20 protein-coding genes and 1 tRNA gene are annotated in these 24746 nt (G+C 39.0%); 5 read left to right on the plus strand and 16 right to left on the minus strand.

Annotated elements, in window-relative coordinates; translation table 11 throughout:
- Positions 1 to 46 precede the first annotated feature (46 nt).
- Positions 47 to 1306 carry a c-type cytochrome gene (locus tag TEGAF0_RS08620; RefSeq protein ID WP_264897759.1) on the minus strand — a complete coding sequence of 420 codons (1260 nt, stop codon included), beginning with the start codon at positions 1304 to 1306 and terminating at the stop codon, positions 47 to 49.
- Positions 1307 to 1492: 186 nt separating this feature from the next.
- Here TEGAF0_RS08620 and TEGAF0_RS08625 point away from each other — a divergent pair, with 186 nt between their 5' ends.
- Together TEGAF0_RS08625 and purN are read left to right on the plus strand one after the other, a co-directional pair.
- Positions 1493 to 1783, plus strand: coding sequence for a hypothetical protein (locus TEGAF0_RS08625; RefSeq protein WP_264897761.1), 291 nt, complete (start codon positions 1493 to 1495; stop codon positions 1781 to 1783).
- Positions 1780 to 2358 (plus strand): phosphoribosylglycinamide formyltransferase, encoded by a 579-nt coding sequence (purN, locus tag TEGAF0_RS08630; protein ID WP_264897763.1) that lies wholly within the window; start codon positions 1780 to 1782, stop codon positions 2356 to 2358. Before TEGAF0_RS08625 ends, purN begins: the two co-directional genes overlap by 4 nt.
- Positions 2359 to 2373: 15 nt before the next feature.
- Here purN and TEGAF0_RS08635 read toward each other — a convergent pair whose 3' ends face one another.
- Entirely contained in the window at positions 2374 to 2856 is a 483-nt protein-coding gene (locus TEGAF0_RS08635; RefSeq protein ID WP_264897765.1) for a GNAT family N-acetyltransferase, read from the minus strand.
- A gap of 2 nt (positions 2857 to 2858) precedes the next feature.
- Entirely contained in the window at positions 2859 to 3509 is a 651-nt protein-coding gene (locus TEGAF0_RS08640) for a tetratricopeptide repeat protein (protein WP_026764839.1), read from the minus strand.
- Positions 3510 to 3618: 109 nt separating this feature from the next.
- On the opposite strand from TEGAF0_RS08640, the gene TEGAF0_RS08645 reads away from it, so the two are divergent.
- Both TEGAF0_RS08645 and TEGAF0_RS08650 read left to right on the plus strand, forming a co-directional pair.
- On the plus strand, positions 3619 to 5199 hold the full coding sequence (locus TEGAF0_RS08645) for an amidohydrolase family protein (protein WP_264897769.1): 1581 nt from the start codon (positions 3619 to 3621) through the stop codon (positions 5197 to 5199).
- 55 nt (positions 5200 to 5254) lie between these two features.
- Positions 5255 to 5326, plus strand: a tRNA-Arg gene (locus tag TEGAF0_RS08650).
- Between the two features lie 193 nt (positions 5327 to 5519).
- On the opposite strand, the gene TEGAF0_RS08655 is transcribed toward TEGAF0_RS08650, so the two are convergent.
- From TEGAF0_RS08655 to TEGAF0_RS08675, 5 genes are all read right to left on the minus strand, one after another.
- Positions 5520 to 5972 carry a DUF6036 family nucleotidyltransferase gene (locus TEGAF0_RS08655; RefSeq protein ID WP_264897771.1) on the minus strand — a complete coding sequence of 151 codons (453 nt, stop codon included), beginning with the start codon at positions 5970 to 5972 and terminating at the stop codon, positions 5520 to 5522.
- On the minus strand, positions 5965 to 6177 hold the full coding sequence (locus TEGAF0_RS08660) for a hypothetical protein (RefSeq protein WP_264897773.1): 213 nt from the start codon (positions 6175 to 6177) through the stop codon (positions 5965 to 5967). The genes TEGAF0_RS08655 and TEGAF0_RS08660 overlap by 8 nt, the downstream gene beginning before the upstream one ends.
- Before the next feature lie 147 nt (positions 6178 to 6324).
- Positions 6325 to 7659, minus strand: coding sequence for a hypothetical protein (locus TEGAF0_RS08665; RefSeq protein WP_264897775.1), 1335 nt, complete (start codon positions 7657 to 7659; stop codon positions 6325 to 6327).
- Positions 7660 to 7890: 231 nt separating this feature from the next.
- Positions 7891 to 10308, minus strand: a complete 2418-nt coding sequence (locus tag TEGAF0_RS08670) for an alpha-L-rhamnosidase-related protein (RefSeq protein ID WP_264897777.1) — start codon at positions 10306 to 10308, stop codon at positions 7891 to 7893.
- Between the two features lie 31 nt (positions 10309 to 10339).
- Complete coding sequence (locus TEGAF0_RS08675; RefSeq protein WP_264897779.1) at positions 10340 to 11650, minus strand: sugar porter family MFS transporter; 1311 nt, start codon at positions 11648 to 11650, stop codon at positions 10340 to 10342.
- 69 nt (positions 11651 to 11719) lie between these two features.
- Here TEGAF0_RS08675 and TEGAF0_RS08680 point away from each other — a divergent pair, with 69 nt between their 5' ends.
- Positions 11720 to 13192, plus strand: a complete 1473-nt coding sequence (locus TEGAF0_RS08680; protein ID WP_264897780.1) for an amidohydrolase — start codon at positions 11720 to 11722, stop codon at positions 13190 to 13192.
- Between the two features lie 40 nt (positions 13193 to 13232).
- Here the strand turns inward: TEGAF0_RS08680 and thrC are convergent, their stop codons facing one another.
- Genes thrC through ilvD form a run of 8 tightly spaced genes read right to left on the minus strand, consistent with a single transcriptional unit; the run spans position 13233 to position 24735 of the window.
- The gene (thrC, locus tag TEGAF0_RS08685) at positions 13233 to 14528 is read right to left on the minus strand and encodes a threonine synthase (protein WP_264897782.1); all 1296 of its coding nucleotides are present in this window, start codon (positions 14526 to 14528) and stop codon (positions 13233 to 13235) included.
- Positions 14525 to 15454 (minus strand): homoserine kinase, encoded by a 930-nt coding sequence (locus TEGAF0_RS08690; protein ID WP_264897783.1) that lies wholly within the window; start codon positions 15452 to 15454, stop codon positions 14525 to 14527. The genes thrC and TEGAF0_RS08690 overlap by 4 nt, the downstream gene beginning before the upstream one ends.
- Entirely contained in the window at positions 15455 to 17893 is a 2439-nt protein-coding gene (gene thrA / locus TEGAF0_RS08695) for a bifunctional aspartate kinase/homoserine dehydrogenase I (RefSeq protein ID WP_264897784.1), read from the minus strand.
- A gap of 10 nt (positions 17894 to 17903) precedes the next feature.
- Positions 17904 to 19163: a threonine ammonia-lyase gene (gene ilvA, locus TEGAF0_RS08700; RefSeq protein ID WP_264897785.1), complete on the minus strand. Its 1260-nt coding sequence runs from the start codon at positions 19161 to 19163 to the stop codon at positions 17904 to 17906.
- A gap of 14 nt (positions 19164 to 19177) precedes the next feature.
- Complete coding sequence (gene ilvC / locus TEGAF0_RS08705) at positions 19178 to 20662, minus strand: ketol-acid reductoisomerase (protein ID WP_264897786.1); 1485 nt, start codon at positions 20660 to 20662, stop codon at positions 19178 to 19180.
- A gap of 34 nt (positions 20663 to 20696) precedes the next feature.
- Positions 20697 to 21284, minus strand: a complete 588-nt coding sequence (gene ilvN / locus TEGAF0_RS08710) for an acetolactate synthase small subunit (protein ID WP_264897787.1) — start codon at positions 21282 to 21284, stop codon at positions 20697 to 20699.
- Positions 21285 to 21290: 6 nt separating this feature from the next.
- Positions 21291 to 23027: a biosynthetic-type acetolactate synthase large subunit gene (gene ilvB / locus TEGAF0_RS08715; protein ID WP_264901229.1), complete on the minus strand. Its 1737-nt coding sequence runs from the start codon at positions 23025 to 23027 to the stop codon at positions 21291 to 21293.
- A gap of 28 nt (positions 23028 to 23055) precedes the next feature.
- Positions 23056 to 24735, minus strand: coding sequence for a dihydroxy-acid dehydratase (gene ilvD, locus TEGAF0_RS08720; protein WP_264897788.1), 1680 nt, complete (start codon positions 24733 to 24735; stop codon positions 23056 to 23058).
- Positions 24736 to 24746 lie beyond the last annotated feature (11 nt).

A 24746-nucleotide genomic window follows, 5' to 3' on the forward strand; every position in this document is an offset into this window, starting at 1 on the left:
CGTTCGAATGATATATTTATAAAAACCCTTTAGGGATGAATAAGAACTAGTAGTGACATTTCTGACACTCGGTACCACCAATCATTTCAACGGTTACGCCTTTGGCGCTATCAATTTTACCGCTCTTTAGATCAGCATGGTATTTTTCATAGATGCTGTAGAAACCATTGTCTTTAAACTGTACTTTGGTTTCGCGATGACAGTTAACACACCAGCCCATGCTTAAATCTGTAAATTGTTTTACTTCACCCATCTTCTGGATTTCTCCGTGACAGGTTTGACAAGCAACCTGACCTGCTTTTACGTGTTGAGCGTGGTTGAAATAAACGTGATCAGGAAGGTTATGGATACGAACCCACTCAATTGGCTTAGCCTTGCTTGGATCCCATGGCTTCCCTTCTTCAAAGCCTGCATATTTGTATAATTTCTTTATTTCCGCTGTACCATCTACTTCTTCACCAGCTTCATTGTAGATTTTTTCTCCTTTGTACTCGTTGATGGCCTGATGACAGTTCATACAAACATTTACAGAAGGAATGGTAGCCTGCTTACCCTGAGCAGCACCTGAGTGACAGTATTGACAGTTAATCTGGTTGGTACCAGCGTGAACTGCGTGAGAATAATAAATTGGTTGTTCAGGCTGATAGTCTTTGCTTCTGCCATATGCCATTGCGCCTTTTGTGGTTAAGTATCCGCCCACAACGAACAATACTACAGTAACCATAGCAATGTAGGCTTTGTTTCTCCAGAAAGGAATAGGCTCTAATGCAGGAAGACCAGCTTTATCGTCAGCTAATTTTTTCAAATTAGAGTTAACCTGCAACATGATCAAGGCTACAACAGCAAGAATTAAGGTAAGAATACCAAAAAGTAAAGAGTTGTCTGCTTCAACATTAGAAGCGGTAGCAGCACCAGCAGCAGCACCGGCAGGCGCTTTAGAAGGATCTGGAACGCTGTTTATATAAGCAAGAATTGCGTCAATCTCCTCATTTTTCAAATTAGGGAATGCATTCATCGCAATCTTGTTGTACTCATTGTACAAGTTGTTTGCATAAGCATCTCCAGTTTTAAGGAATGCAGCACTGTTTCTAATCCAGGAATACAAATTTTCCTTACTAGACCAACGGGATTCAACGCCCGCAAGTGCAGGACCAGTCAGTTTTTTGTGGGGAGCATGACAGGACGCACAGTTGGCGCTGAAAAGCGCTTTTCCGTCCTGGGCATTGGCGGCTACACCGAAACTAAGACTCACAATAAATAAAAAAGCGGCAATGCTGGCTTTTGCTATGGATCTTGACAATATCATATGCACAACGATGGTTCTGGTGTGGAAAAATATCCTTAAACGGAGGCAAAAATATGATACGATTGTGACAATTACGCAATAGGGAAAAAATTTTTTTAGCCTTATCCTACTTAATTTTCAATGTGTTCAACAAAATAGCTGTTGTGAATTGTCATGAAATGAACTTTTTAAAGCACTTTTGCACCCATGCTACACAGGTTAAAAAACAAATGGCAGGTAAGCTGGTTTCAGTTCACCCTTATATTCACCACTTTTGCATTAGGAGGAAGCTTGTGTGGATACTTAGGCAGAATGCTGCTTTCCTACGCAAATCTCGACAAAAACCTGCTGTTCTTTGTTTTGTACGTAACAGTCGTAACTATTTTGTGGCCATTTTGTGTGCTGCTCATCAGTATTCCGTTTGGTCAATTTTCCTTTTTTAAGCGCTATTTAGGAAGAATCAAAAATAAAATGGTGAATAAAAGAAAATCAGCATGATCAAAGTTGCCATTTTTGCTTCAGGAGCTGGCTCCAACGCTGCCAAAATAATCGAGCACTTTTCAAAAAGCACAACAGTTGTAATCGACCTAATCGTTTCCAATAAAAAAGAAGCAGGTGTTTGGGGGATTGCAACCACTCATCAGATTGACACCCTGTACATTAATCGAGAAAGTTTTATTGAGACAGACGCTTGCGTAAAACAGCTTCAGGCCAGAGGCATTGATTTTATTGTGTTGGCAGGTTTTTTATGGAAAGTCCCTGAATCACTCATCAACGCATATCCTGGCAAAATCATTAATATTCATCCCGCTTTATTGCCCAACTATGGAGGCAAGGGCATGTATGGCATGCATGTGCACGAAGCCGTGATTGCAGCGGGAGAAAAAGAATCTGGCATAACTATCCATTACGTTGATGCGCATTATGACGAAGGAGATATTATTTTTCAGGCAAAGTGTGCTGTTGAACCAACAGATACGCCATCCAGTCTAGCTGCTAAAATTCATGTATTGGAACATGCACATTTTCCGAAAGTAATAGAACGTTTATTGAAGGAGTTGAAGCAAGATTAAAAAGTAAGCCTTAGCTTATTTATTGGGACTTAATTGCTTTTCCATGTAAACCACTTCTGGCAAAGGATTGTGGTAATAAGCAGTAGTAATTTCGAATCCGTGCTTTAGATAAAGCTGAATGGCGGGCTGCAATCTTTCCAATGTATCCAATTTCATTTTTGCATATCCTAAACTTGCCGCTTCCTTTACAATAGCACCCACCAATGCATCTCCAATTTTGAACTTTCTGAATGCTGGTTTAACGTATAGCCTTTTCATTTCGCAGACACCTCTTTCTGGCAAGGGTTGCAGTGCTACACAACCCACGGGCTCATCATGATAAAAAGCAATCAGGAGTGAACCAGCTGGAGGTCCATATTTTTTTAGCGGGTCTTTTAATTCTGCATCAAAACTTTGAAAACAAAGATCCACGGCCAATTCATCAGAATATTCCTTAAACAAATGCCGGGCTATTTCTAGTCCGGCACTTTCAGTTGTAATATGTTGAATTGTTAGCATGATTAACCAGGAATTCGGGAAATATATTTTTCCACTTCTTTAATTTGATCAACCACCTGCTTGGTAGTTGGCTTACAAGCTTTCGCTTTTCTGAAATAATCTTTTGCTGCTCTGAACTCTCTCTTGTTCATAAAAATCTGACACATACTAATGTAAGCAACTGCTTCACTTTCTTTATCGGCAATACCTGCTCTGATAGCAGCTCTGATATAACTCTCTCCTTGTTTTAGATCTCCTCTTTGCATACACATCATGCCCAATTGAAGCTTGTTAGCACCTTCTGCTTCTGGCATAGGGGCACCCAATTCAGAACTTTTCTTTAAATGCTTTTCTGCACTATCAAAATCTTGTTTCATCATAGCCATATTACCCTTGATGGTATAATATGTAGAACGAACAGGCTTGTATAATAAATTAGGATACCAAACAGAATCAAGAATTCTTTCAACTTCATCCATATCCCCTCTTTCCATCGGCTCTTGAATCAAACGAAGCGGCCCAATAAAAAAATGACTGGCCAATCCAATCACGCCTACAAAATATAATATAAAAGCAGGCCAGAAACCGCTTGAAATATTTACGCCAACAGCAGCCACCAATGCTAGCAAACTCAGCCAAAAACGATACTTGATAATGGTATTATAGAATTTCATGCGCTTAATTTGGGGGGCAAAGATAAGCGGAATTCATGAGCAGTCAATAAGCGAATAGATTGACTTGGGAAGTTTCGGGTTGAGACTTACCTTCAGCAAAACATTAATTATGGTTAAATACATGCTTGCGCTGGTTTGTCTTGTGGCAACCCTACCGTTAGGGGCACAAATAACGCCATCCCCTATTGTAAAGGAAGGTCAGGGACCTTATACGCAGTTAATTCTCCGTTCTGCCATGGTGATTAACGGTACAGGTTCTCCTGCCTATGGTCCGGTAGACATCATTATAGAAAACAACCGTATTGTACGTATTACCAATGTAGGCAACCCAGGAATGCCAATTGATCCAAAGTCTAGACCTGCGTTGAAAGCAGGCGGCAAAGAAATTGACTGCAGCGGTAAATATGTATTGCCTGGTTTAATTGATATGCACGGACATATCGGAGGAAAAGCACAGGGCACCCCCGCTGAATATGTATTTAAATTATGGATGGCGCATGGTATAACCACCATACGTGATCCATCAGCAGGTAATGGATTGGATTGGGTATTGGACCATAAAAAGAAAAGTGCGGCCAATACGATTACAGCACCTAGAATATTAGCTTACACTGCATTTGGACAAGGAAGTAAAACGCCCATTATCAACGCAGAACAGGCCAGGGCATGGGTAAATGAAAATGCAGCCAAAGGAGCAGACGGCATCAAATTTTTTGGTGCATCACCGGAAGTAATGGATGCTGCTATAAGAGAAAACAAAAAACTGGGATTAAGGAGCACTGCACATCATGCACAGCTGGATGTAGCTAGATGGAATGTGGTACAATCTGCAAAAGCAGGCATGACAAGTATGGAACACTGGTATGGTTTACCTGAAGCTATGCTGGAAAATGGAACACTCCAGAACTATCCAGCAGATTATAATTACAATAACGAGCAGCATCGTTTTGAAGAAGCAGGTAAACTTTGGAAACAAGCAGCAGCACCTTATTCTGAGAAATGGAATAAAGTGATGAACGAATTAATTGCTGCAGATTTTACGCTGGATCCAACCATGAATATTTATGAAGCCAACAGAGATTTAATGAGAGCCAGAAGAGCAGAATGGCACGAGGACTATACTTTACCTTCTTTATGGAAATTTTATGAACCCAGCAGAGTTTCTCATGGATCTTACTGGCATAATTGGGGAACAGAGCAAGAGATAGAATGGAAAAACAATTATAAACTCTGGATGACTTTTATTAACGAATATAAAAACAGAGGTGGACGTGTAACTGCAGGATCCGATAACGGATTTATTTATCAACTATATGGATTTGGATTTGTACGTGAATTAGAGTTATTACGCGAAGCTGGATTTCAGCCACTAGAAGTGATACGGGCTGCGACCATGCACGCTTCACAGGCATTGGGAATGGAAAAAGAAATAGGAACAATTGAGCCAGGCAAGCTGGCAGACCTTTGTGTTGTAGATGGTAATCCATTAAAGAATTTGCAATATTTCTATGGCACCGGTGCAATTGAACTGAATGAACAAAACGAAATCATTCGAAAAGGGGGAGTATTGTATACCATTAAAGACGGCATTGTATATGATGCTAAAAAATTACTGGCAGACGTAAAGCAAATGGTAGACGAAGAGAAAAAGAAAACAGGATGGCAATTAAAGCAACCCGGAATAAAATAAAAATGATTTAATTTCGCGCCGATTCCAGCGCTGCAACAAGCGTTAAGTGAATCAGGGTCCCGTAGTTCAATGGATAGAATAGGAGTTTCCTAAACTCTAGATCCAAGTTCGATTCTTGGCGAGACCACAAACCCTCGCAGCGAAAGCTGCGGGGGTTTTTAAATTGCGAGCGATACGAGTGAACTCGTAAAAGCGAGCAGGTTAAAAACCCGCAGGGCAACCGAAGGTTGACGTGCGTAGGGTTTGAGTAAGTTCAGTACGGGAAGAAGTCGGTCGCAGACCGACAATCTTGGCTTGTGGAACAAGACGACAATCTTGGCTCATAATAGATTTAATAAATCATCCTGATCCTTTGGCCTATTTACTAGCTTTTTTGTTCGTATTAAATCATTTTTATGAATCGTTCTAATAGAAAGACCATCATCCTCAAACAGAACAGAATTTTCATATGCCATTGCAAAATCTAAGCCCTGAACTTGCACCATTAAATCAATTGCAACTGGAGGAGTACCAAATGTAAATACATCCCAATTCGGATGTGATAGAAAATTGTCTAAAGTCATATCAAAAACCGGCATTCCGAATTGATCAAAAGCTTTTTTAATATTTTGATAATTTTCAACAGAACGCTCTACCCAAATATCCATATCACCGGTCGTTCTAGGATACCCATGGAGAATAACAGAGTAGCCACCAACTAAAATGTACCTTACAGATTGAGTATTAAGAGCCAATATGAAATCTCTAAAATCGCTATTAAAAATATTAGCCATTTCGCTGAATTGAACGTGCTGAAAATTTCAACTTATCCATTTTGGGTGGGCTATTTAATGGATACTGATAAGCAATGCTATTTAAATAATTAGTAATTTCTAAACGCTTCCGCCAATCTAGGTTTTTATAATATTCAGTATGATTAGAAGCCGCATCTGCACTTTGTGCTTTAAAACTATTCCTATCTAATTTTATTTCGAGCATATTCAAATATACTGATTAATAAAATGACATGATTGATCTAGTATTAACTCTAAGTTGCCCTGCGAAGGGTTTGAGTAAGTTCAATACGGGAAGAAGTCGGTCGCAGACCGACAATCTTGGCTTGCAAAGCAAGTAGACAATCTTGGCTTAATTTTCCAATTCATTCCTGGCTTTTGCCACCATATTTTTTATTACGGAATCTAGCTTTTGTACTTCTGAATGAATGCTATTCAAGAGCTCTTTTTTTTCAACTTCACTCATTTGAATTTTATCATCATTCATCAACTGCAATATTCCACTGATATTAGAAACCGGCGCTCTCAATAAATGAGAACTACTCCAAGCCAACTGATCAAGAGATTCCTTATACTTAACCTGAAGTGATTCCATCCGCTTTTTTTCATCAATAACTGTTGCACCAATAGAAACGCCTAACAAATGATCTTTGTCTGTATAATGTGGTGTAAAGTTTAATTCCATCCAAATAAATCCTTTGCCATCATATAAAAGAAACTTGTCTTCAAATTTCACTGAAAGCCCGTTTATAGCTTGATCAAAACAAGTCTGAAAATACTTCAATGAAACATCATCAAAGTAATTTGTACAATTTTCCCCTAGTTGTAAATTTTTATTATAAATCTTCTGGAAGTAAACATCTCCCAGTTTATCGAAATATAAAATGCGATAACTGGTATCAAGTAATACATTTGCCTCGTAAGTGCTGTTTTCCAAAAATGTTAAATTCTTTGATTGCGTCTTCACAATATTCATCAATTGTTCACGGTTATTATCCAGTTGTTTGTTCATGACTTCCCCATATACCATTTCGGGAAATTGAAAAATCAAGACGAATACATTAATGATGCCAACCAAATTGGAACCAATGAATAAGTATATCGAGTTTGAATTAAAATTACTTAAGAAGGTAGCTGAAATAACTCCTACTAATCCAATATATTTTGTTAATAAGAAAAAGTTGATAAAAGCAAATTTTCGATTGTAGTCGGCAATTAAATTTGATTTTATTCTATTCTTAAACGATAAATAAGTTCTTTGAGCAAACCATATATAAACCACCCAGCTACAAAGTTTCAAAAAAGTATGAACCTTACTTGGCAACAATCCTTCATAAAAATATTTTAAAGAGGCAGAATAATCATTTTTTAGCGTATGGGCCATATCAATTTTTACTGCAGTGTCTTGAAGGTAAAAAGGAATTAACTCAATAAAATGCAGCACAAATGGTAAAAAATGGAGCCAATCCCATTTTTTTAAAGATCTCTCTTTACGTAGTAAAGTTCTAACAAACAAGTAAATAGAAGGGCCAAACAAATAATGAAAAGGAGCTGGAATTCGGATGTAGTCAGGATATGTATAAATCAACTTTGTTTCTAATAACCAGACGAAAACTGAATTGGAAACTAAAATAGCATTGGAGATAAACAAAAAAACCATTGGTAACCTTCTGACTTCACGAGACATTGCCACGGATAAGCAGTATATAGAAAATGCAATAGCAATTACATTGGTATATTGGAAAAAATTAAGCATCGAATGGTAGATATAGGATTTTAGAAAGCAAAACTATACCAATCATGATGCGCAATAGATTACTACACTATACATTAAATATCAGTAATTGAATCATTTATATCAATTAATGGTACTTTATGATAATTTTTTATCATTTTTTAATTTTTCTATATTAGAAAATCAATTAGATAATACGATGTCTGCAATAGGCTCATTAACGATAATTTGCCAGTATCCATCTTTCCATAGTGGCTTAACCAATTTATTATTCACTTTCCATATTGAGTAATGTAGTGATGGTTGTTTAAACAAGAGTTTCCAATTCTTTTGGCTTTGTGCTACATTAATTTTTAATGCTTTGCTGTTTCTATTAAAAGACACAGATAGAAGATTATTCCCGATTAACAGTTTTTCAATTTTACCATTGGTTAAAGAATCAGGTAAAAGAGGTTCAAGCACAATTTCTCTATCAAATGCGTTTGGCTTTATTCCAAAAAACTGCTTAACAATAGGTACGCAATATGCATATACATTCCAGGCCTGGGTCATCATGCCATAGTCTGGCGAAACCTCATACATAGAGCCGGGTAAGGCATACCCAAATGTCTTATCTACTTTTTTCAATAAAGCAAAAGCTTCATTGGTCCTACCATAATTATTTTCGGATATGATCTGAACAGCGGTAGGCAAAGTCATTACAGTTCCTGTATAGGTAAAATCATTTTTCCCAACGCTTGCCGCATAAGAATATTCCCCGGCATCTCTTTTTATATTTTTATCAATACCTGTTACATACATGCCAAAGGGGTTGGAAAACTGTTTGGCTGTATTCAAGGCTTTTATAGCGATTTCTTTTGGAGCAATGCCTGTTTCCATAGGAGTATTTACTACCCAGTTATGATGCAATGCAAATCCTTTGGGCTGGTTACTAGTGTCTTTAATAGTTTGGTCTTGAAGCAATTTCAATGCATTAACTGCCCAATCATTTCCCAAGGTATCTGCCCGTACAATTGCATCTGAAATTAAATGCAATGCCTGTGATTTTGTTGCAATAAAATCGGCATAGGATTGATTTTTTTCTACCCAAAACTGTGCATTTATTGTTTCTTTGATCCTATCTGCTTTTTGCTGATAGTCTATTGAAAGATCCAGTTTTTTAAGAACCATGGCCATCTGTGCAGCATCGGCAAATGCTTTCTGTGTATACGCTGCTACATCAATCATTTCAGAAGTCAGTCCATGTATTTCCATCATGCCTGCCCCATCGGGCAACAAATTAGCATCTTTGTCATTTTCATTTAAAACCCAATTCAACCCTTTTTCAACTGCTGGAAAATATTTTTCGAGAAACGCTAGATCTCCTGTCCAACAAAATACTTCCCATATCAAAGAAATAAATTGAGGAGTTTCGTTTACGTTACCAGGATTAAAAACTGCACCATTGGTAGACACTTCGTGTACAATTCTTCCATTGCCATTTTGTTTCTCGGATATGCGCTGAATTAAATCAATGGAACTGTAAACCAAATCCTTTCTCCCCATCGCTATCAGTCCCTTTAATGTATACGCCATATCTCCGCCAAACCACCAAGGATAATCCGGTAATCCAGCAACAATACCTCTACCCATTCCTTCCACATCTGCTACTAACCAATCGGAATTGTACTTTAACCATTCAAAACTTTGCTCAATGGCTTTATCATTCAACTTTAATTGAACAGTCTTATTAAGATTGTCAAGTCGAGCTTTTTTTTGCTGCAACAAAATAGCTGCAGAAGCCTGTAGCCGCTCATAATTTTTTAAAGCAATTTCACTGGAATGAGCTGAGCCCGCTATTGTAAAAGGTATATAAACAACAGCATTCGGCTTGAGCTCTATTTCATATACCGTTTTTGTAATGGATGTATTGGGCTTATTCTGTTTAGAAAGAATAGTTGGATTAGCTAAACCTTTAATTGTAGATCCATACACTACATACCATGGATTCAATGAATCTTTTACCATCCATCGGTTAAGGAGGGGATTAAAGCTAGCTTTATCTTTTGAATCAATCATACCAGTTCTTTCACCCAACCATACAGGCATTAGATTAGAAATCGCTTCCAATTGAAATTGAATTCGGAGAGATTGATTACTTGTATTTTTGATGGCGTATTCTATTTGTACGCCAGCAAGTTGATCTGGAACAAACTGATACCGATCAATTTGTAGTGGTGTTGATCCCACCACATAACTATGTTTGTTACCAAAAGGAAAATTCACAAAGCTGATAGCTTTATCTAAATTATAAGACTTTGTTCCGATGGTAATACGTGCAGTAAACCCATCCATCAATTTAATAGGGTGATGCCAAATACCTCCCATTTCATCTTTTACGTGCCAACCTAAATCAGGGAAACTACCATCCTGATGTCCTACCATGTATAATTTGTCTCCTGCGGTATTAAAGGGAGTTTTCAGGAAAGATTGTTTTCCCTTCAATCCAACTGAATTTTGGAATAAAAGAGAAATTGATTGTTTTCCTTGTCCTAAGGCTACAAAAGAAAAAAGAAAGGAACCAATAATTATCTTTAAAAAAATATAGGTTGTTTTTTTCATACCCTATTGAAAAGATGAAATGGATTAAAATCTAATGTAACACAACAGTTCCTCCCATATCTTCCAAAGCAACACCTTTGGTTTCCGGCATCATTTTCCATACATACAATAGTTGGAGTACCATCATAAATGCAAAGAATCCAAATATCACAGTACCTGAAACATTGGCAGCAAAATAAGGAAACACTTGTGCAATCAATGCTGCAAAGACCCAGTGCACCAAACAGCCAAAGGAAGTACCACTGGCTCTAACTGAATTTGGGAATAGTTCAGATAAGAATACCCAAATTACCGCACCCTGCCCTACAGCATGTGCTGCTATGAACATAAATACATAATACACCACCATAGAATGGTCGGTACTATTAAAAGAGATAGCAATCATACTAAGTGAAATGATATAACCTGCCGAACCAATAAACATTAATACTCTTCTACCAAAACGATCAATCAAATACCAACCGGCAATGGTAAAAAACAAATTCATCACTCCAATTCCTACCGTAGACAACAACGCTCCCTCCCTACCAATACCGGCCATTTCAAAAACTTTGGGAGCAAAATAGATAATGGCATTTATGCCTGACATTTGATTAAAGAATGCTATTAAAAATGCTAGCAATAAAGGCTTAAAAAATTTCTTATTAAACAAAGGTTCTGTAGTGGCTTTTCCAACAGATGCTTTGATATCTGCAATTACTCTGGGTGCGTCTTCTCCTGTCAAAGCCAATACTTTAGCAGCAGCTGCATCGTCTTTTTTAAATAACACCAGCCACCTGGGCGTTTCTGGGGTAATCAGCATTAATAAAGAAAAGAACAAAGAAGGTATGGCTACCACACCCAACATCCAGCGCCAGTCGTCCTCTCCACCCACACCAGCCAGTAAATAATTAGAGAAATATGCAATCAGGATTCCTGCCACCACATTCAGCTGAAAGGAAATAACCATCCTGCCTCTGTATTTTGGCGGAGCAATTTCAGAAATGTATACGGGCGCTACTACGGAAGAAGCACCAATACTCAAGCCACTCACAAATCGGAAAAACATAAAAGCATATACATTGGTCGAAAGTGCCGCACCTACAGAAGTTACCAGAAACAAAATGCCAATCCAGATAAGGGTCTGCTTTCTTCCGATTTTATTAGCAGGAATATTTCCCAAAGCAGCACCAAATGCAGTCCCGTACAATGCCATAGCAATAGCTGTTCCATGCATCCAGTCAGACAAGGACCAAAGTTGTTGAATGGCTTGTTCAGCACCGGATATTACCGCTACATCTAATCCAAAAAGAAATCCTCCGAGACCAACCGTAATTGACCAGATTGCTAGTTTATTATTCATGGCAAGTTTTGTTCAAAGTAATTTATTCAATAATTGAATGCTGAACAAAATAAACCGAAATTTGATGCTATGAAAAAGATATTAGCCATCTGCCTATTTTTTGCTTTGAATAGCTATGGGCAGAAAAAAAATGCTGCAACAAATACCAACAATGCAGCAAGCCAGCAACTAAATGCATTAAAAGAAAAAACGCTTTCTATGCTGGATGCCAGCTATGCTGCTGATAAAAAGACAGCACTACAAATCTGGGATTATGCAGAGCTGGGTTATAAAGAAACCAAGAGTGCAGCATTGCATGTGCAACATTTAAAAGAAGCTGGATTTACAGTTGAAACAGGGGTGGCAGGTATCCCCACCGCTTTTGTAGCTACCTATGGATCGGGCAGTCCAGTTATCGGCATACTGGCAGAATACGATGCACTCCCCGGTCTGGCTCAGGAAGCCATCCCAGAAAAGAAATCAATTGATGGAAAAATTGGGGGGCATGGTTGCGGTCATCATTTATTTGGAACTGCTTCAGTATCTGCGGGAATTGCTATTAAAAAATTGATAGAAGAAAATAAAATGACAGGTACCATTAAAGTGTATGGCTGTCCGGCAGAAGAGGGGGGAAGTGGAAAAGTATATATGGTAAGAGATGGCCTTTTCAAAAACGTAGATGCTGTGATTCACTGGCATCCAGATGACCAGAACAAAGTGTACATGACCAGTTTTATCGCCAATAAATCTGCAAAATTTAGATTTCAGGGAATTGCTTCTCATGCAGCTATGTCGCCTGAAAATGGCCGATCTGCTTTGGACGCAGTGGAAGCCTTGAATCATATGGCGAATATGATGCGAGAACATATACCGCAGGAAACCCGCATTCATTATGTAATTACCAATGGAGGTAAAGCACCGAATGTGGTACCCGATTTTGCGGAAGTATATTATTATGTGCGTCATCCCAAAAGAGAAGTAGCGGTAGATGTGTTTGATAGAATTACCAAAGCAGCAGAAGGAGCAGCATTAGGCACAGGAACTAAAATGAGCTATGAAATTGTAGGAGGTACACACGATTTGTTAATCAATAAAACCCTGGCCGAAGTAATGCAGGAAAATCTAGTAAAAGTAGGCGGTGTAACGTATACAGAAGAAGAAAAAAGCTTTGGGAAAAAAATCCAGTCCAGTTTTATAGGTAAAGCTCCTGCAATAGAAGAAGCTGCTACTATTCAACCTTTACAGAAAGAAGCAGACGCAGGTGGAGGATCCAGCGATGTAAGTGATGTTAGCTATGTGGTACCAACTGTGGGATTAGAAGCAGCTACCTGGATTCCGGGAACTTCTGCCCATAGCTGGCAAGCTGTTGCCTGCGGTGGCACAGAAATTGGCACAAAGGGCATGCTGGTGGCAGCAAAAACCATGGCACTAACTGCCATTGATCTATTCAACAAACCAGGAGTGATTCAAAAAGCAAAAGATGAGTTCATCAAAAGTGTAGGCAGCTATCAGTATAAACCTTTATTAGGAGATAGAAAGCCTGCGTTAAATTATAGAGATTAATTTTCAGAAAAAAATTCAATAGCCGTTTTATATACACACCCTATTTGTTTAATAAATATTCTTTAAAAGAAGCATAATCCTTTTGCATGGGTATGCTTCTTTTTTGTTTGCCAAATAATTCCATTGCAGCTGGCGGTATTGGAGCTTCGTGACCGGTAGCTTCTTTTACTGCATCGGGAAACTTCACAGGATGAGCTGTTTCAAGAATATATCCTCTTGCACTCTTATTTTCCTGCTGATACTGTGTTAATGCTGCATAAGCCACTGCCCCATGTGGATCCAGCATATAACCATATTGCTGATATACTTTCTGAATGGTAGCCAATGTGGTTTCATCTGTAATAGTATAGCCCGATACCAATGATTGCAAAACAGTATAATCCTGATTCATTAATTTCATTATTCGGATAAAATTGCTAGGATTGCCTACATCCATAGCATTGGACAAAGTAGAAACACTGGGTTTAACCTGGTACGAACCAGTTCTTAAATAAGCTGGAACTGTATCATTCACATTACAAGCTGCAACAAAATGTTTTACTGGCAAACCTGTTTTATGCGCCAGTATACCCGCACAAATATTTCCAAAATTTCCACTGGGTACTGCTATCACTGGAGGCATATCATACGCCCACTGCTGATGGGCTAAAAAATAATAAATTTGCTGAGAAAGCCATCGTGCCACATTGATAGAATTAGCAGAACTCAGATTCTTTCTGGCAGTAATAGCAGTATCCATAAACGCTTCTTTCACCAATGCCTGACAATCATCAAAGCTTCCATCTATTTCGAGCGCGGTGATATTAGAGCCGCAGGTTGTTAACTGTAATTCCTGTACAGGACTTACTTTTCCCGAAGGATATAGGATAATTACTTCTATACCTTCAACATCTAAAAATCCATTAGCTACAGCACCACCAGTATCTCCAGAAGTGGCTACCAAAATAGTGGTAGTTGTAACTGCATTGCTGGAAAAATAAGAAAGACAACGACTCATGAATCTGGCACCCACATCTTTAAAAGCAAATGTGGGACCGTGATACAATTCCAGAGAGGAAATGCTTTCATGAATAGGATGCAAAGGAAAAGGGAAGTCCACTGTCTCTGTAACTATCCGCTGCAAAACATTTTTTGGAATAGTGTCACCAACAAAAGGCTCCATTACACGAAAAGCAATTTCCTCTTTTGAAAAACTGCGAAGTTGCTCAATGAACGTCTTCTCATGCAAAGGAATCTCTTCGGGAAAATACAAGCCCTTATCTGGCGCTTGTCCTTTTAGTGTAGCTTCCCTAAAATCTACCGGAGAAGATTGTTTGTTTAAACTAAAATATTTCATGAAGCTTCGCTTAAAAGGATTCCGCGTGTATTAATGGTTGTTAGGTAGGTATGGTAACCCAGTCCAATCTGATCGTAAATCTGACACATGGCCAATTCAACGGATTTGGCAGTACTTTCATTCGTACTTAACATGAAGATAGAAGGGCCTGAACCTGAAATACCTCCTCCGAGTGCGCCCAACTCTTTACTCGCTTTTTTAACTTTGTCAAATGCAGGGATGAGAATACTTCTAGTAGGTTCAATTAAAAAGTCTTCCAATGATCTTCCGATTAAATCATAATCGCCCTGTTGCAATCCAGCCACAAGTCCTGCAATATTCCCCCATTGCTTAATGGCATCTTTTAATAACACCTGCTGTTTCAATATGCTTCTTGCATCAGAAGTTTTTACTTCAATTTGGGGATGAATGATGGTGACGTATAAATCAGGCACATTCAACTTTACAATATCCAATGGAAAAACAGAGCGAATTAAAGTAACGCCACCATAAATGCAGGGCGCAATATTATCTGCATGCTTAACCCCTGAAGCCAGCTTCTCCCCATTCATGGCAAATTTCACCAGCTCTTCTTTGGAAAATGGATTGCCAAGCAAAGCATTGGCGCCTGCTACTGCACCAGCAGAACTAGCCGCACTGGAACCCACACCACTTCCTGGCTTTATCTGTTTGTTAATCGACAGCTTAAATCCCACAGGCTGCCCATAAGCTTCCATTAATGCAAGCAATGCAGCACCCGCAACATTTTGCAAAGGATCAGTTGGCAAATTAAAATCATCTTCATTTACAATAACAATTCCAGGCTCCGGGGTTAACTCAATATGCATGATATCATAGGGCTCATGCACGGCAAAACCCAGCACATCAAAACCACAAACCATATTGGCTACCGTAGCAGGACTATGTATCGTAATTTTTTTACCCATTTAAGCTATGCGTATAATATCTGCAAATACACCAGAAGCAGTTACTTCAGCTCCGGCTCCTGCTCCTTTAATTACCAATGGCTGTTCGGGATACCTTTCTGTATAAAACAATACAAGGTTATCCTTTCCATATAAATGATAGAAATCAGAATGCGCCGGAATTTCCTGTAAACCAACTTTGGCTGACCCATTATAGTACTCAGCAACAAATTTCAATTTGGCATGATTGGCTTTTGCGCTTGCTAATAATTGTTGAAAATGCGGTTCTTGCCTTTCCATTTCAGCATAAAAATCAGCGACTGTCCCTTCAAAACAACTCGCAGGCAAGAAAGCCTCATTGGTAATCTGATCCATTTCCATCATCTCGCCTGCTTCTCTTGCTAAAATCATTATTTTTCTCATCACATCCGTTCCTCCCAAATCCAATCTTGGATCTGGCTCTGTATACCCTTCGTCCTGTGCACGCTTTACTACCTGTGCAAAAGGTATGGTTCCGTTATAATGATTGAATACAAAATTTAAAGTGCCCGATAAAACAGCCTGTATTCTGGTTATCTTATCTCCACTTCTCATTAAGTCATTGAGCGTCCCAATAATTGGCAAACCAGCTCCTACATTGGTCTCAAATAAAAAGCGCGTATTGTAGGTTCTGGCCAGATGCTTTAGCTTTTTATAATTTTCATAAGTAGAGGAGCAGGCAATTTTATTGCAAGCAACCACTGCAACACTTTTGGCTAATAAAGTACCATACACAGACGCTACAACTTCATTGGCTGTAACATCAACAAAAACACTGTTGCGGAGGTTCTTTTCTATAATGGCAGTAACAAAACCATGAATATCTGTTTCAGGTGATTCTTCTAAAACCGATCTCCAGTTATTCAAATCAATCCCTGCATCATCCAATATAGCACGTCTGCTATTTGCAATACCTACGACTTGTATTTGCAAACGCATATGATCTTTTAAATACTGCAACTGCTGATTCAACTGCCCCAATAATTTTCCTCCCACATTACCTGCTCCAGCTACAAATACATTCAACTGCTTATAGGTTGTTTCAAAGAAGTCTTCGTGTAAAACATTAATGGCTTTTTTAACATCAGTTGCAGCAATTACGGCAGATATATTTTTCTCAGAAGATCCTTGAGCAATGGCTCTTACATTTATTCCGTTTCTGCCCAAACCGCCAAACATTCTTCCACTGATACCTGGTAAGCTTTTCATTTGTTCTCCTACTACTGCTACAATACTTAACCCAGTTTCTACTGATACAGGATTTACTTTCCCATTTTCAATTTCGTAGGCAAAAAAAGCGTCAATTGCCCGTTGGGCAGTATTTGCATCTGCTTCATTAATGGCAACACAGATAGAATACTCAGAGGAACTTTGGGTAATTAAAATAACATTGATTCTATTCAATGCCAACACTTCAAACAATCGCTTACTAAATCCGGGTATACCAATCATACCACTTCCCTCCAAACTCAACAAAGCAATTCGGTTAATGCTGGATATCCCCCTTACTACATCAGAGTTGGCAACCGCATGTTGTTGAATAACGGTGCCTGCTGCTTCAGGTTCAAAAGTATTCTTCACCCAAACAGGAATGTTTTTTTTCATCACTGGCTGAATGGTGGGCGGATAAATTATTTTAGCCCCAAAATGAGATAGCTCCATGGCTTCCTCATAAGAAATAGCTTCAATAGGTCTTGGATTCAAAACCAAACGCGGGTCTGCTGTCATCATCCCGGTAACATCCGTCCAAATTTCAAGTGCGGTAGCATCAGTTGCGGCAGCAAAAATAGCTCCTGTATAATCAGATCCCCCTCTACCCAATGTAGTAGTATATCCTTTTTCATTGGCAGCAATAAATCCGGGAGCAACATACAAAGAGGAGGAATTACTTTGTAAAAAAGAAAGAATCCGTTGATTAGTCATTTCAAATTGCACACTTGCATTTCCATAGAAATCATTGGTAATAATGAGCTCTCTGGAATCGGTCCAGACAGGATTCGTATTCAATTCCTTCAATGCAGCAGTAATGATATAAGAAGAAAGCAACTCTCCATAACTTACCAGTCTATCCTGTATTCTGGCCGACAACTCTCCCAATAAAAAAATACCATCACAAATCCTTTCCAGTTCATTTAGTTGCTGCTTCACCCAACTTAAAGTAGCACTTTGATTTTGTACGGGCAACAACCCTCGTACTGCTTCCAGGTGTTTTACTTCAAGCTCCTTGATTTGTTCTTTATAACTTTCATCACCACCAGCAGCTTTTGCACCAATAGCAATCAGCTGATCGGTTACGCCCCCCAATGCAGATACTACTAAAATAACAGGCTCTTTTTGTACAGCCTTTGCCACTATAGCTGTTACCTTACCGATATTTACAGCATTAGCAACAGAACTTCCTCCAAACTTTAATACCTGCATAAACAATTTATTAAATTAAATACCCGAATAAGTTATCGTTCTTGTTGATAGGAGTAAAATTGATATGATAGCGTTGCATATTTTCCAGCAAACGTTCATAATCAGCTTTATCCTGCATTTCAATCCCTACCAATGCGGGACCGGTTTCTTTATTATGCTTTTGCATATATTCAAATCGAACAATATCATCCGTTGGTCCCAATACATGATTCACAAACTCTTTTAATGCACCCGGTCGTTGTGCAAAACGGATTAGAAAAAAATGTTTCAACCCTTCAAACTGCAAGGACCTTTCTTTAATTTCCTGCATTCGGTCAATATCATTATTGCTTCCACTTACAATACATACTACTTTCTTCCCCCTGATCATTTCACTATAGTTATCCAATGCAGCCACAGACAAAGCACCTGCAGGTTCCACCACTATCGCATCTTCATTGTATAATTTCAGAATTACAGAACATACTTTGCCTTCATTTACCAAAACCATCTCATCAATTACCTCTTTACAAATTTCAAAAGGATAGTCTCCTACTCGCTTTACGGCTGCACCGTCTACAAAGGGATCAATACTGTCTAATTTTACAGGCATTCCTTTTTTTAATGCTTCCGACATAGAGGGAGCTCCTTCGGGTTCAACGCCTATGATTTTAGTATTGGGCGATGCCTGCTGAAAATAGGCACCAACTCCCGCAATTAATCCTCCACCACCAACGGGTGCAAACAAAAAATCAATTTCCTGCAAATCGGCTAAAATTTCCACTCCAACGGTGGCTTGCCCTTCAATCACTTTGGGATGATCAAATGGAGGTATGAAAGTCATACCATTTGCTTCAGTAAATATCTTTGCGGCTGCTGCACAATCATCAAATGTGTCTCCAACTAGTTTAATCTCAATATTTCCATCACCAAACATTTTCGTTTGTCTCACTTTCTGATTGGGAGTAATGATGGGCATAAACACAACCCCTTTTATATTCAACACTTTACAGCTATAGGCAAATCCCTGCGCATGATTTCCAGCACTGGCACATACAACCCCTTTAGCTCGCTGTTGTTCGGGCAAACTGCTAATCATGTTGTACGCACCTCTTAATTTATAAGAACGTACTATTTGCAAATCTTCCCTTTTTAAATAAACGGAGCAGCCATATTTCTTAGAGAGAGAGGCATTGTAAATAAGTGGTGTATGCTTCACCACAGCCTTCAATTTTTCTTTTGCTGCTTCAATTTCTAAGCCAAATCCTGCTATGGTAGTTTGTTCCTGCATTTGTATGTAACTGCTTACTGATTGGTTGCGATGGTTTTCATATCGGTCATCGCTTGTCTTAATTTTTCTCCTACTATTTCTACAGGATGATATCTGATTACTGCATTCACTGCTATCAGTGTTTTATTGTCAACACCGTTGTCTTTGCCGTCATTGAAATTTTTTCCAATCACATCAGTATCAATTTTGGTCATGAAATTGGCTAATAAAGGCTTACAGGCATGATCAAATAAATAACAACCATATTCAGCCGTATCAGATATTACACGGTTCATTTCGTATAGTTTCTTTCTGGCAATCGTATTGGCAATCAATGGTGTTTCATGAAGCGATTCATAATAGGCAGACTCTTCCTTAATGCCAGCTTCTACCATTGTTTCAAATGCCAGTTCTACTCCTGATCTAACAAATGCTACCATCAATAATCCATTATCGAAGAATTCCTGTTCGGAAATTTTCATATTCCCAGCCGCTGTTTTTTCAAACGCTGTTTCACCTGTCGCTTCTCTCCAAGTCAATAATTTTTTATCCCCATTGGCCCAGTCTTCCATCATACCTGAAGAAAAGGCACCGCTCATAATATCGTCCTGGTGTTTCTGAAATAAGGGACGCATAATTTCTTTCAATTCTTCTGAAAGTTCAAAAGCTTTCAGCTTGGCAGGATTAGATAAGCGATCCATCATAGCAGTAATACCACCCTGCTTTAAAGCTTCTGTAATCACTTCCCATCCGTACTGAATTAATTTAGCTGCATAGCCAGCGTTGATTCCTTTTTCAATCATTTTATTGAAAGACAAAATAGAACCTGTCTGTAGCAAACCACATAATATTGTCTGCTCACCCATTAAATCTGATTTTACTTCAGCAACAAAAGAAGATTTTAATACACCTGCTCTATGACCACCTGTTGCTACACAATAAGCTTTAGCGTAATCCCATCCCTTTCCTTCCGGATCATTTTCAGGATGAACCGCAATCAACGTAGGGACTCCAAAGCCACGCTTGTATTCTTCCCGCACTTCTGTACCTGGACATTTGGGAGCAACCATAATTACCGTAATGTCTTTTCGAATCTGCATGCCTTCTTCTACAATATTAAAGCCATGAGAATAGGAAAGCGTAGCACCTTTTTTCATCAAAGGCATAACAGCTGCTATTACCGAACTATGTTGTTTATCCGGAGTAAGATTGATTACCACATCAGCCGTTGGAATCAATTCTTCATAAGTGCCTACTTTAAAATTATTTTCTGTTGCATTAACATAGGAAGCCCTTTTTTGATCAATCGCCTCTTTTCTCAATGCATAAGAAATATCCAGTCCAGAATCGCGCATATTCAACCCCTGATTCAAACCTTGCGCGCCGCAACCAATAATCACCAGTTTTTTGCCAACCAATGCATTGATTCCATCAGCAAAAGCAGCTTTATCCATGAATTCGCAAACACCCAGCTGATTCAGCTGCTCGCGTAAAGGAAGAGAATTGAAATAATTAGCCATAGTATGTTGTTTGTTAAAGTTTTTAAATGAGGATTTACATAGTGAAAACAGCCTGTCCCTGATTAAGAAATTCGTTCTCTACCAATTCTTCTGCAGGCTCTACTGCTTCAAATTCTTTAATCTTTTCATGAAAACCACTGCTGGCTTTAATGATAGCGATTCTGGCAGTACGGACAAATTCAATTAAGCCGTATGGTTCCAGAAAATGAATCAATCGATCGGTTTCTTCCCTTTGACCCGTTGTTTCAAAAATGGTATAGTCTTTTCTAATTACGACTGCTCTTGCACCATATTCGCGAAGCAATCTTTCTACTTTCAGTTTTTCTGCTACCGCATCCGTAGGCACTTTATACAATGCCATTTCCTGCCAGATAATCTCATCATTGGTATTAAAATAGGCTTTTAATACTTCAACTTGCTTTTCAATCTGTAGACAAAGCTTTCGAACCACTTCTTCTGTTTCATTTATCACAATGGTGAAGCGATGGATAGATTCCACTTCAGAAGGAGAAACATTGAGGCTATCAATATTGATTTTTCTTCTGCTGAAAATAATCGCAATGCGATTTAGTAAACCCACCTGATTTTCTGTATAAACCGTTATAGTAAATTCTTTTTTCATTGCCAATTATTTTAAACGGATTTCTGAAACACTGCAACCCTGGGGCACCATTGGGAAAACATTGTTTTCTTTTCCCACCATTACTTCCAGCAAATAAGAACCTTCTGAGTGTAGCATAGTTGATAAAGCAGCTCTTAGATCATTTCTATCAGAAACACTGGATCCATCAATGCCATACGCTTTAGCCAACTGAACATAATCAGGGCTTTGTATATCAACAAATGAATAGCGTTTGTCATTGAATAATTCCTGCCACTGACGAACCATCCCTAAGAATCGGTTGTTCAGAATAAGGATTTTTACATTCAGCCCTGTTTGCATAATGGTACCTAATTCCTGTAGGGTCATTTGAAAACCACCATCTCCAATGATGGCCACAACAGTTCTTTCCAGCGCGCCAAACTTAGCACCAATGGCAGCTGGTAAGGCAAAGCCCATGGTACCCAAACCACCTGAAGTAATATTACTTTTGGACGTATTGAATTTAGCATATCGGCAAGCCACCATCTGGTGTTGTCCTACATCAGTAACAATGATGGCATCTCCGTTGGTCAATTCATTCAATTGCTGAATCACTTCACCCATGGTCATTTCACCTGATTTCGGAAACAATTCTGCATCCATCACCGCTTCTTTTTCTTCGGCAGTATATTGGTTAAACAAAGCCAACCATTCTTTGTGTTGCTTTGCTTCAACCAACTGTGTTAACAGTGGAAGCGTTTCCTTACAATCTCCCCAAACCGGTACTGTTACTTTTACGTTCTTATTAATTTCTGCCGGATCAATATCCAAATGAATAATTTGCGCTTGTTTGGCGTACTTATCTAATCGACCTGTTACCCGATCATCAAATCGCATGCCTACCGCAATTAAAACATCACACTCGTTGGTCAATACATTAGGTCCATAATTACCATGCATTCCTAACATACCTACATTCTGTGGATGATCAGTTGACAAAGCACTTAATCCTAATATCGTCCAGGCAGCAGGGATACCAGACTTTTCAATGAAAGCCTTGAATTCTTTTTCTGCCTTACCCAGAATTACACCCTGTCCAAAAATTACAAATGGTTTTTTAGCTTCATTAATCAATTTGGCAGCAGCTTCAATATATTCTCTTCTTACAATTGGCTTGGGACGATAACTGCGAATATGGTTACAACGCGTATACCCTTCGTAGTTAAATTTTTGAATCTGTGCATTCTTACTTATATCTATTAATACAGGTCCGGGTCTTCCAGAGCGGGCAATATAAAATGCTTTTGCCAACACATGTGGTATTTCTGTTGCATCTGTAATCTGATAATTCCACTTTGTAACAGGGGTTGTTATATTTACTACATCGGTTTCTTGAAATGCATCAGTCCCCAGCAAATGTGCAAATACCTGTCCGGTGATACAAACCAAAGGCGTGCTATCAATCATTGCATCAGCAAGTCCAGTTACCAAATTGGTGGCACCCGGACCACTGGTAGCAAATACTACTCCTACTTTACCGCTGCTTCTTGCATAACCCTGACCTGCATGTATTCCACCCTGCTCATGTCTTACCAATATATGTTTCAGTTTGTCGTGATAATCGTACAAGGCATCATAAATGGGCATGATGGCACCACCAGGATACCCAAAAATGGTATCAACTCCTTCTACAATACAAGCTTCCAAAACCGCTTGTGATCCAGATAGTTCACGAACAACTGTTCCTGCTTTTGCAGTAAGTGTTTCTTTATTGGTTAACATGTCTAGTGTAGTACTCATACAGTATAATTTAAGCTTCATCGGTTACACAACCCTGAGAAGCATCTTTAACAGATTTAGCATATTTAAATAGTAGTCCTTTAGTGGCTTTCAAAGCAGGTTTACTCCATTTCTTTCTTCTCTCTTCAATAATATCATCTGCTACTTTCAACGTCATTTTTTTGGTAGCCACATTCAATTCAATGATATCATCATCTTCTACCAATCCTATCAGTCCTCCATTCACCGCCTCTGGCGTAATATGGCCTACTACAAATCCATGCGTGCCCCCACTGAATCGTCCATCAGTAATCAAGGCAACTGACTTTCCTAATCCGGCTCCAATGATGGCTGATGTAGGCTTCAGCATTTCCGGCATTCCGGGAGCACCAACTGGCCCAACATTTTTGATGACAACCACATCTCCCGGTTGAATTTTCCCAGTATTAATTCCTTCAATCAATGCATGTTCGCCATCAAATACCCTGGCAGGGCCTTCAAATAATTCGCCTTCCTTACCACTGATTTTTGCTACACTTCCTCCAGTTGCAAGATTGCCGTATAAAATTTGCAAATGACCGGTAGCTTTAACTGGGTGCTCTAAAGGAAGAATAATTTTCTGCTGATCAAAATCCAGATCAGGAACTGAAGCTAGGTTCTCTGCCAAAGTTTTACCAGTAACTGTTAAGCAATCCCCGTGCAACAGTCCTTTTTGTAATAAATATTTCATAACAGCAGGCACGCCACCATACTGATGCAAATCCTGCATTAAATATTTTCCGCTGGGTTTAAAATCTGCAAGCACAGGAACCCTGTCAGATATGGTTTGAAAATCATCCTGTGTTACAACAACCCCTACACTTTTTGCCATAGCAATCATGTGCAATACGGCATTGGTGCTTCCTCCCAGCACCATGATAATTGTAATGGCATTTTCAAATGCCTTGCGGGTCATAATATCTGAAGGAAGAATATTATTCTCCATTAACACTTTAATTGCTTTACCAGCAGCCAGGCATTCCTCTTTCTTCTCGGAACTCAAAGCCGGATTAGAAGAAGAGAACGGCAAGCTCATACCCAATGCTTCAATTGCAGAAGCCATAGTATTGGCTGTATACATACCACCACATGCTCCGGCTCCAGGACATGCATGCTTGATGATTCCTTTGAAATCATTTTCATCTAATTGTCCTGCCAGTTTTTGGCCAAGTGCTTCAAATGCTGAAACAATATTTAAATCCTGCCCTTTATAATGGCCTGGCGCAATGGTTCCTCCATACACCATAATGGCCGGTCTGTTTAATCGGCCCATCGCAATTAATGCACCGGGCATATTTTTATCACAACCTGGAATGGCAATGATTGAATCGTAGTATTGAGCGCCACATACTGCTTCAATGGAATCTGCAATTACATCCCTACTTACCAAAGAATAACGCATACCATCGGTACCGTTACTCATACCGTCGCTCACGCCGATGGTATTAAAAATCAATCCAACCAAATCATTTTCCCATACGCCTTGCTTAACTAGCTTTGCCAAATCATTCAAGTGCATATTACAAGTGTTCCCGTCATACCCCATACTCACTACCCCCACTTGCGCTTTCTGTAAATCTTCATCGGTTAACCCAATCCCATAAAACATTGCTTGCGCAGCAGGCTGCGTAGGATCCTGGGTAATGGTCTTACTGTATTTATTCAATTCCATTGCTTCTATTT

Source organism: Sediminibacterium sp. TEGAF015 (genome assembly GCF_025997995.1).
Classification (GTDB): Bacteria; Bacteroidota; Bacteroidia; order Chitinophagales; family Chitinophagaceae; genus Sediminibacterium.

Bases quoted from the DNA above. Each gene is read 5' to 3' on its own strand.
- ilvD (WP_264897788.1), bottom strand. From the start codon at position 24,735: ATGGAATTGAATAAATACAGTAAGACCATTACCCAGGATCCTACGCAG.
- thrC (WP_264897782.1), bottom strand. From the start codon at position 14,528: ATGAAATATTTTAGTTTAAACAAACAATCTTCTCCGGTAGATTTTAGG.
- TEGAF0_RS08655 (WP_264897771.1), bottom strand. From the start codon at position 5,972: ATGGCTAATATTTTTAATAGCGATTTTAGAGATTTCATATTGGCTCTT.
- TEGAF0_RS08675 (WP_264897779.1), bottom strand. From the start codon at position 11,650: ATGAATAATAAACTAGCAATCTGGTCAATTACGGTTGGTCTCGGAGGA.
- ilvB (WP_264901229.1), bottom strand. From the start codon at position 23,027: ATGTTAACCAATAAAGAAACACTTACTGCAAAAGCAGGAACAGTTGTT.
- TEGAF0_RS08680 (WP_264897780.1), top strand. From the start codon at position 11,720: ATGAAAAAGATATTAGCCATCTGCCTATTTTTTGCTTTGAATAGCTAT.
- ilvC (WP_264897786.1), bottom strand. From the start codon at position 20,662: ATGGCTAATTATTTCAATTCTCTTCCTTTACGCGAGCAGCTGAATCAG.
- TEGAF0_RS08620 (WP_264897759.1), bottom strand. From the start codon at position 1,306: ATGATATTGTCAAGATCCATAGCAAAAGCCAGCATTGCCGCTTTTTTA.
- TEGAF0_RS08645 (WP_264897769.1), top strand. From the start codon at position 3,619: ATGGTTAAATACATGCTTGCGCTGGTTTGTCTTGTGGCAACCCTACCG.
- thrA (WP_264897784.1), bottom strand. From the start codon at position 17,893: ATGCAGGTATTAAAGTTTGGAGGAAGTTCTGTTGCTAATGCTGTAAAT.
- ilvN (WP_264897787.1), bottom strand. From the start codon at position 21,284: ATGAAAAAAGAATTTACTATAACGGTTTATACAGAAAATCAGGTGGGT.
- TEGAF0_RS08640 (WP_026764839.1), bottom strand. From the start codon at position 3,509: ATGAAATTCTATAATACCATTATCAAGTATCGTTTTTGGCTGAGTTTG.
- TEGAF0_RS08635 (WP_264897765.1), bottom strand. From the start codon at position 2,856: ATGCTAACAATTCAACATATTACAACTGAAAGTGCCGGACTAGAAATA.
- TEGAF0_RS08660 (WP_264897773.1), bottom strand. From the start codon at position 6,177: ATGCTCGAAATAAAATTAGATAGGAATAGTTTTAAAGCACAAAGTGCA.
- TEGAF0_RS08625 (WP_264897761.1), top strand. From the start codon at position 1,493: ATGCTACACAGGTTAAAAAACAAATGGCAGGTAAGCTGGTTTCAGTTC.
- TEGAF0_RS08670 (WP_264897777.1), bottom strand. From the start codon at position 10,308: ATGAAAAAAACAACCTATATTTTTTTAAAGATAATTATTGGTTCCTTT.
- purN (WP_264897763.1), top strand. From the start codon at position 1,780: ATGATCAAAGTTGCCATTTTTGCTTCAGGAGCTGGCTCCAACGCTGCC.
- TEGAF0_RS08690 (WP_264897783.1), bottom strand. From the start codon at position 15,454: ATGGGTAAAAAAATTACGATACATAGTCCTGCTACGGTAGCCAATATG.
- ilvA (WP_264897785.1), bottom strand. From the start codon at position 19,163: ATGCAGGAACAAACTACCATAGCAGGATTTGGCTTAGAAATTGAAGCA.
- TEGAF0_RS08665 (WP_264897775.1), bottom strand. From the start codon at position 7,659: ATGTCTCGTGAAGTCAGAAGGTTACCAATGGTTTTTTTGTTTATCTCC.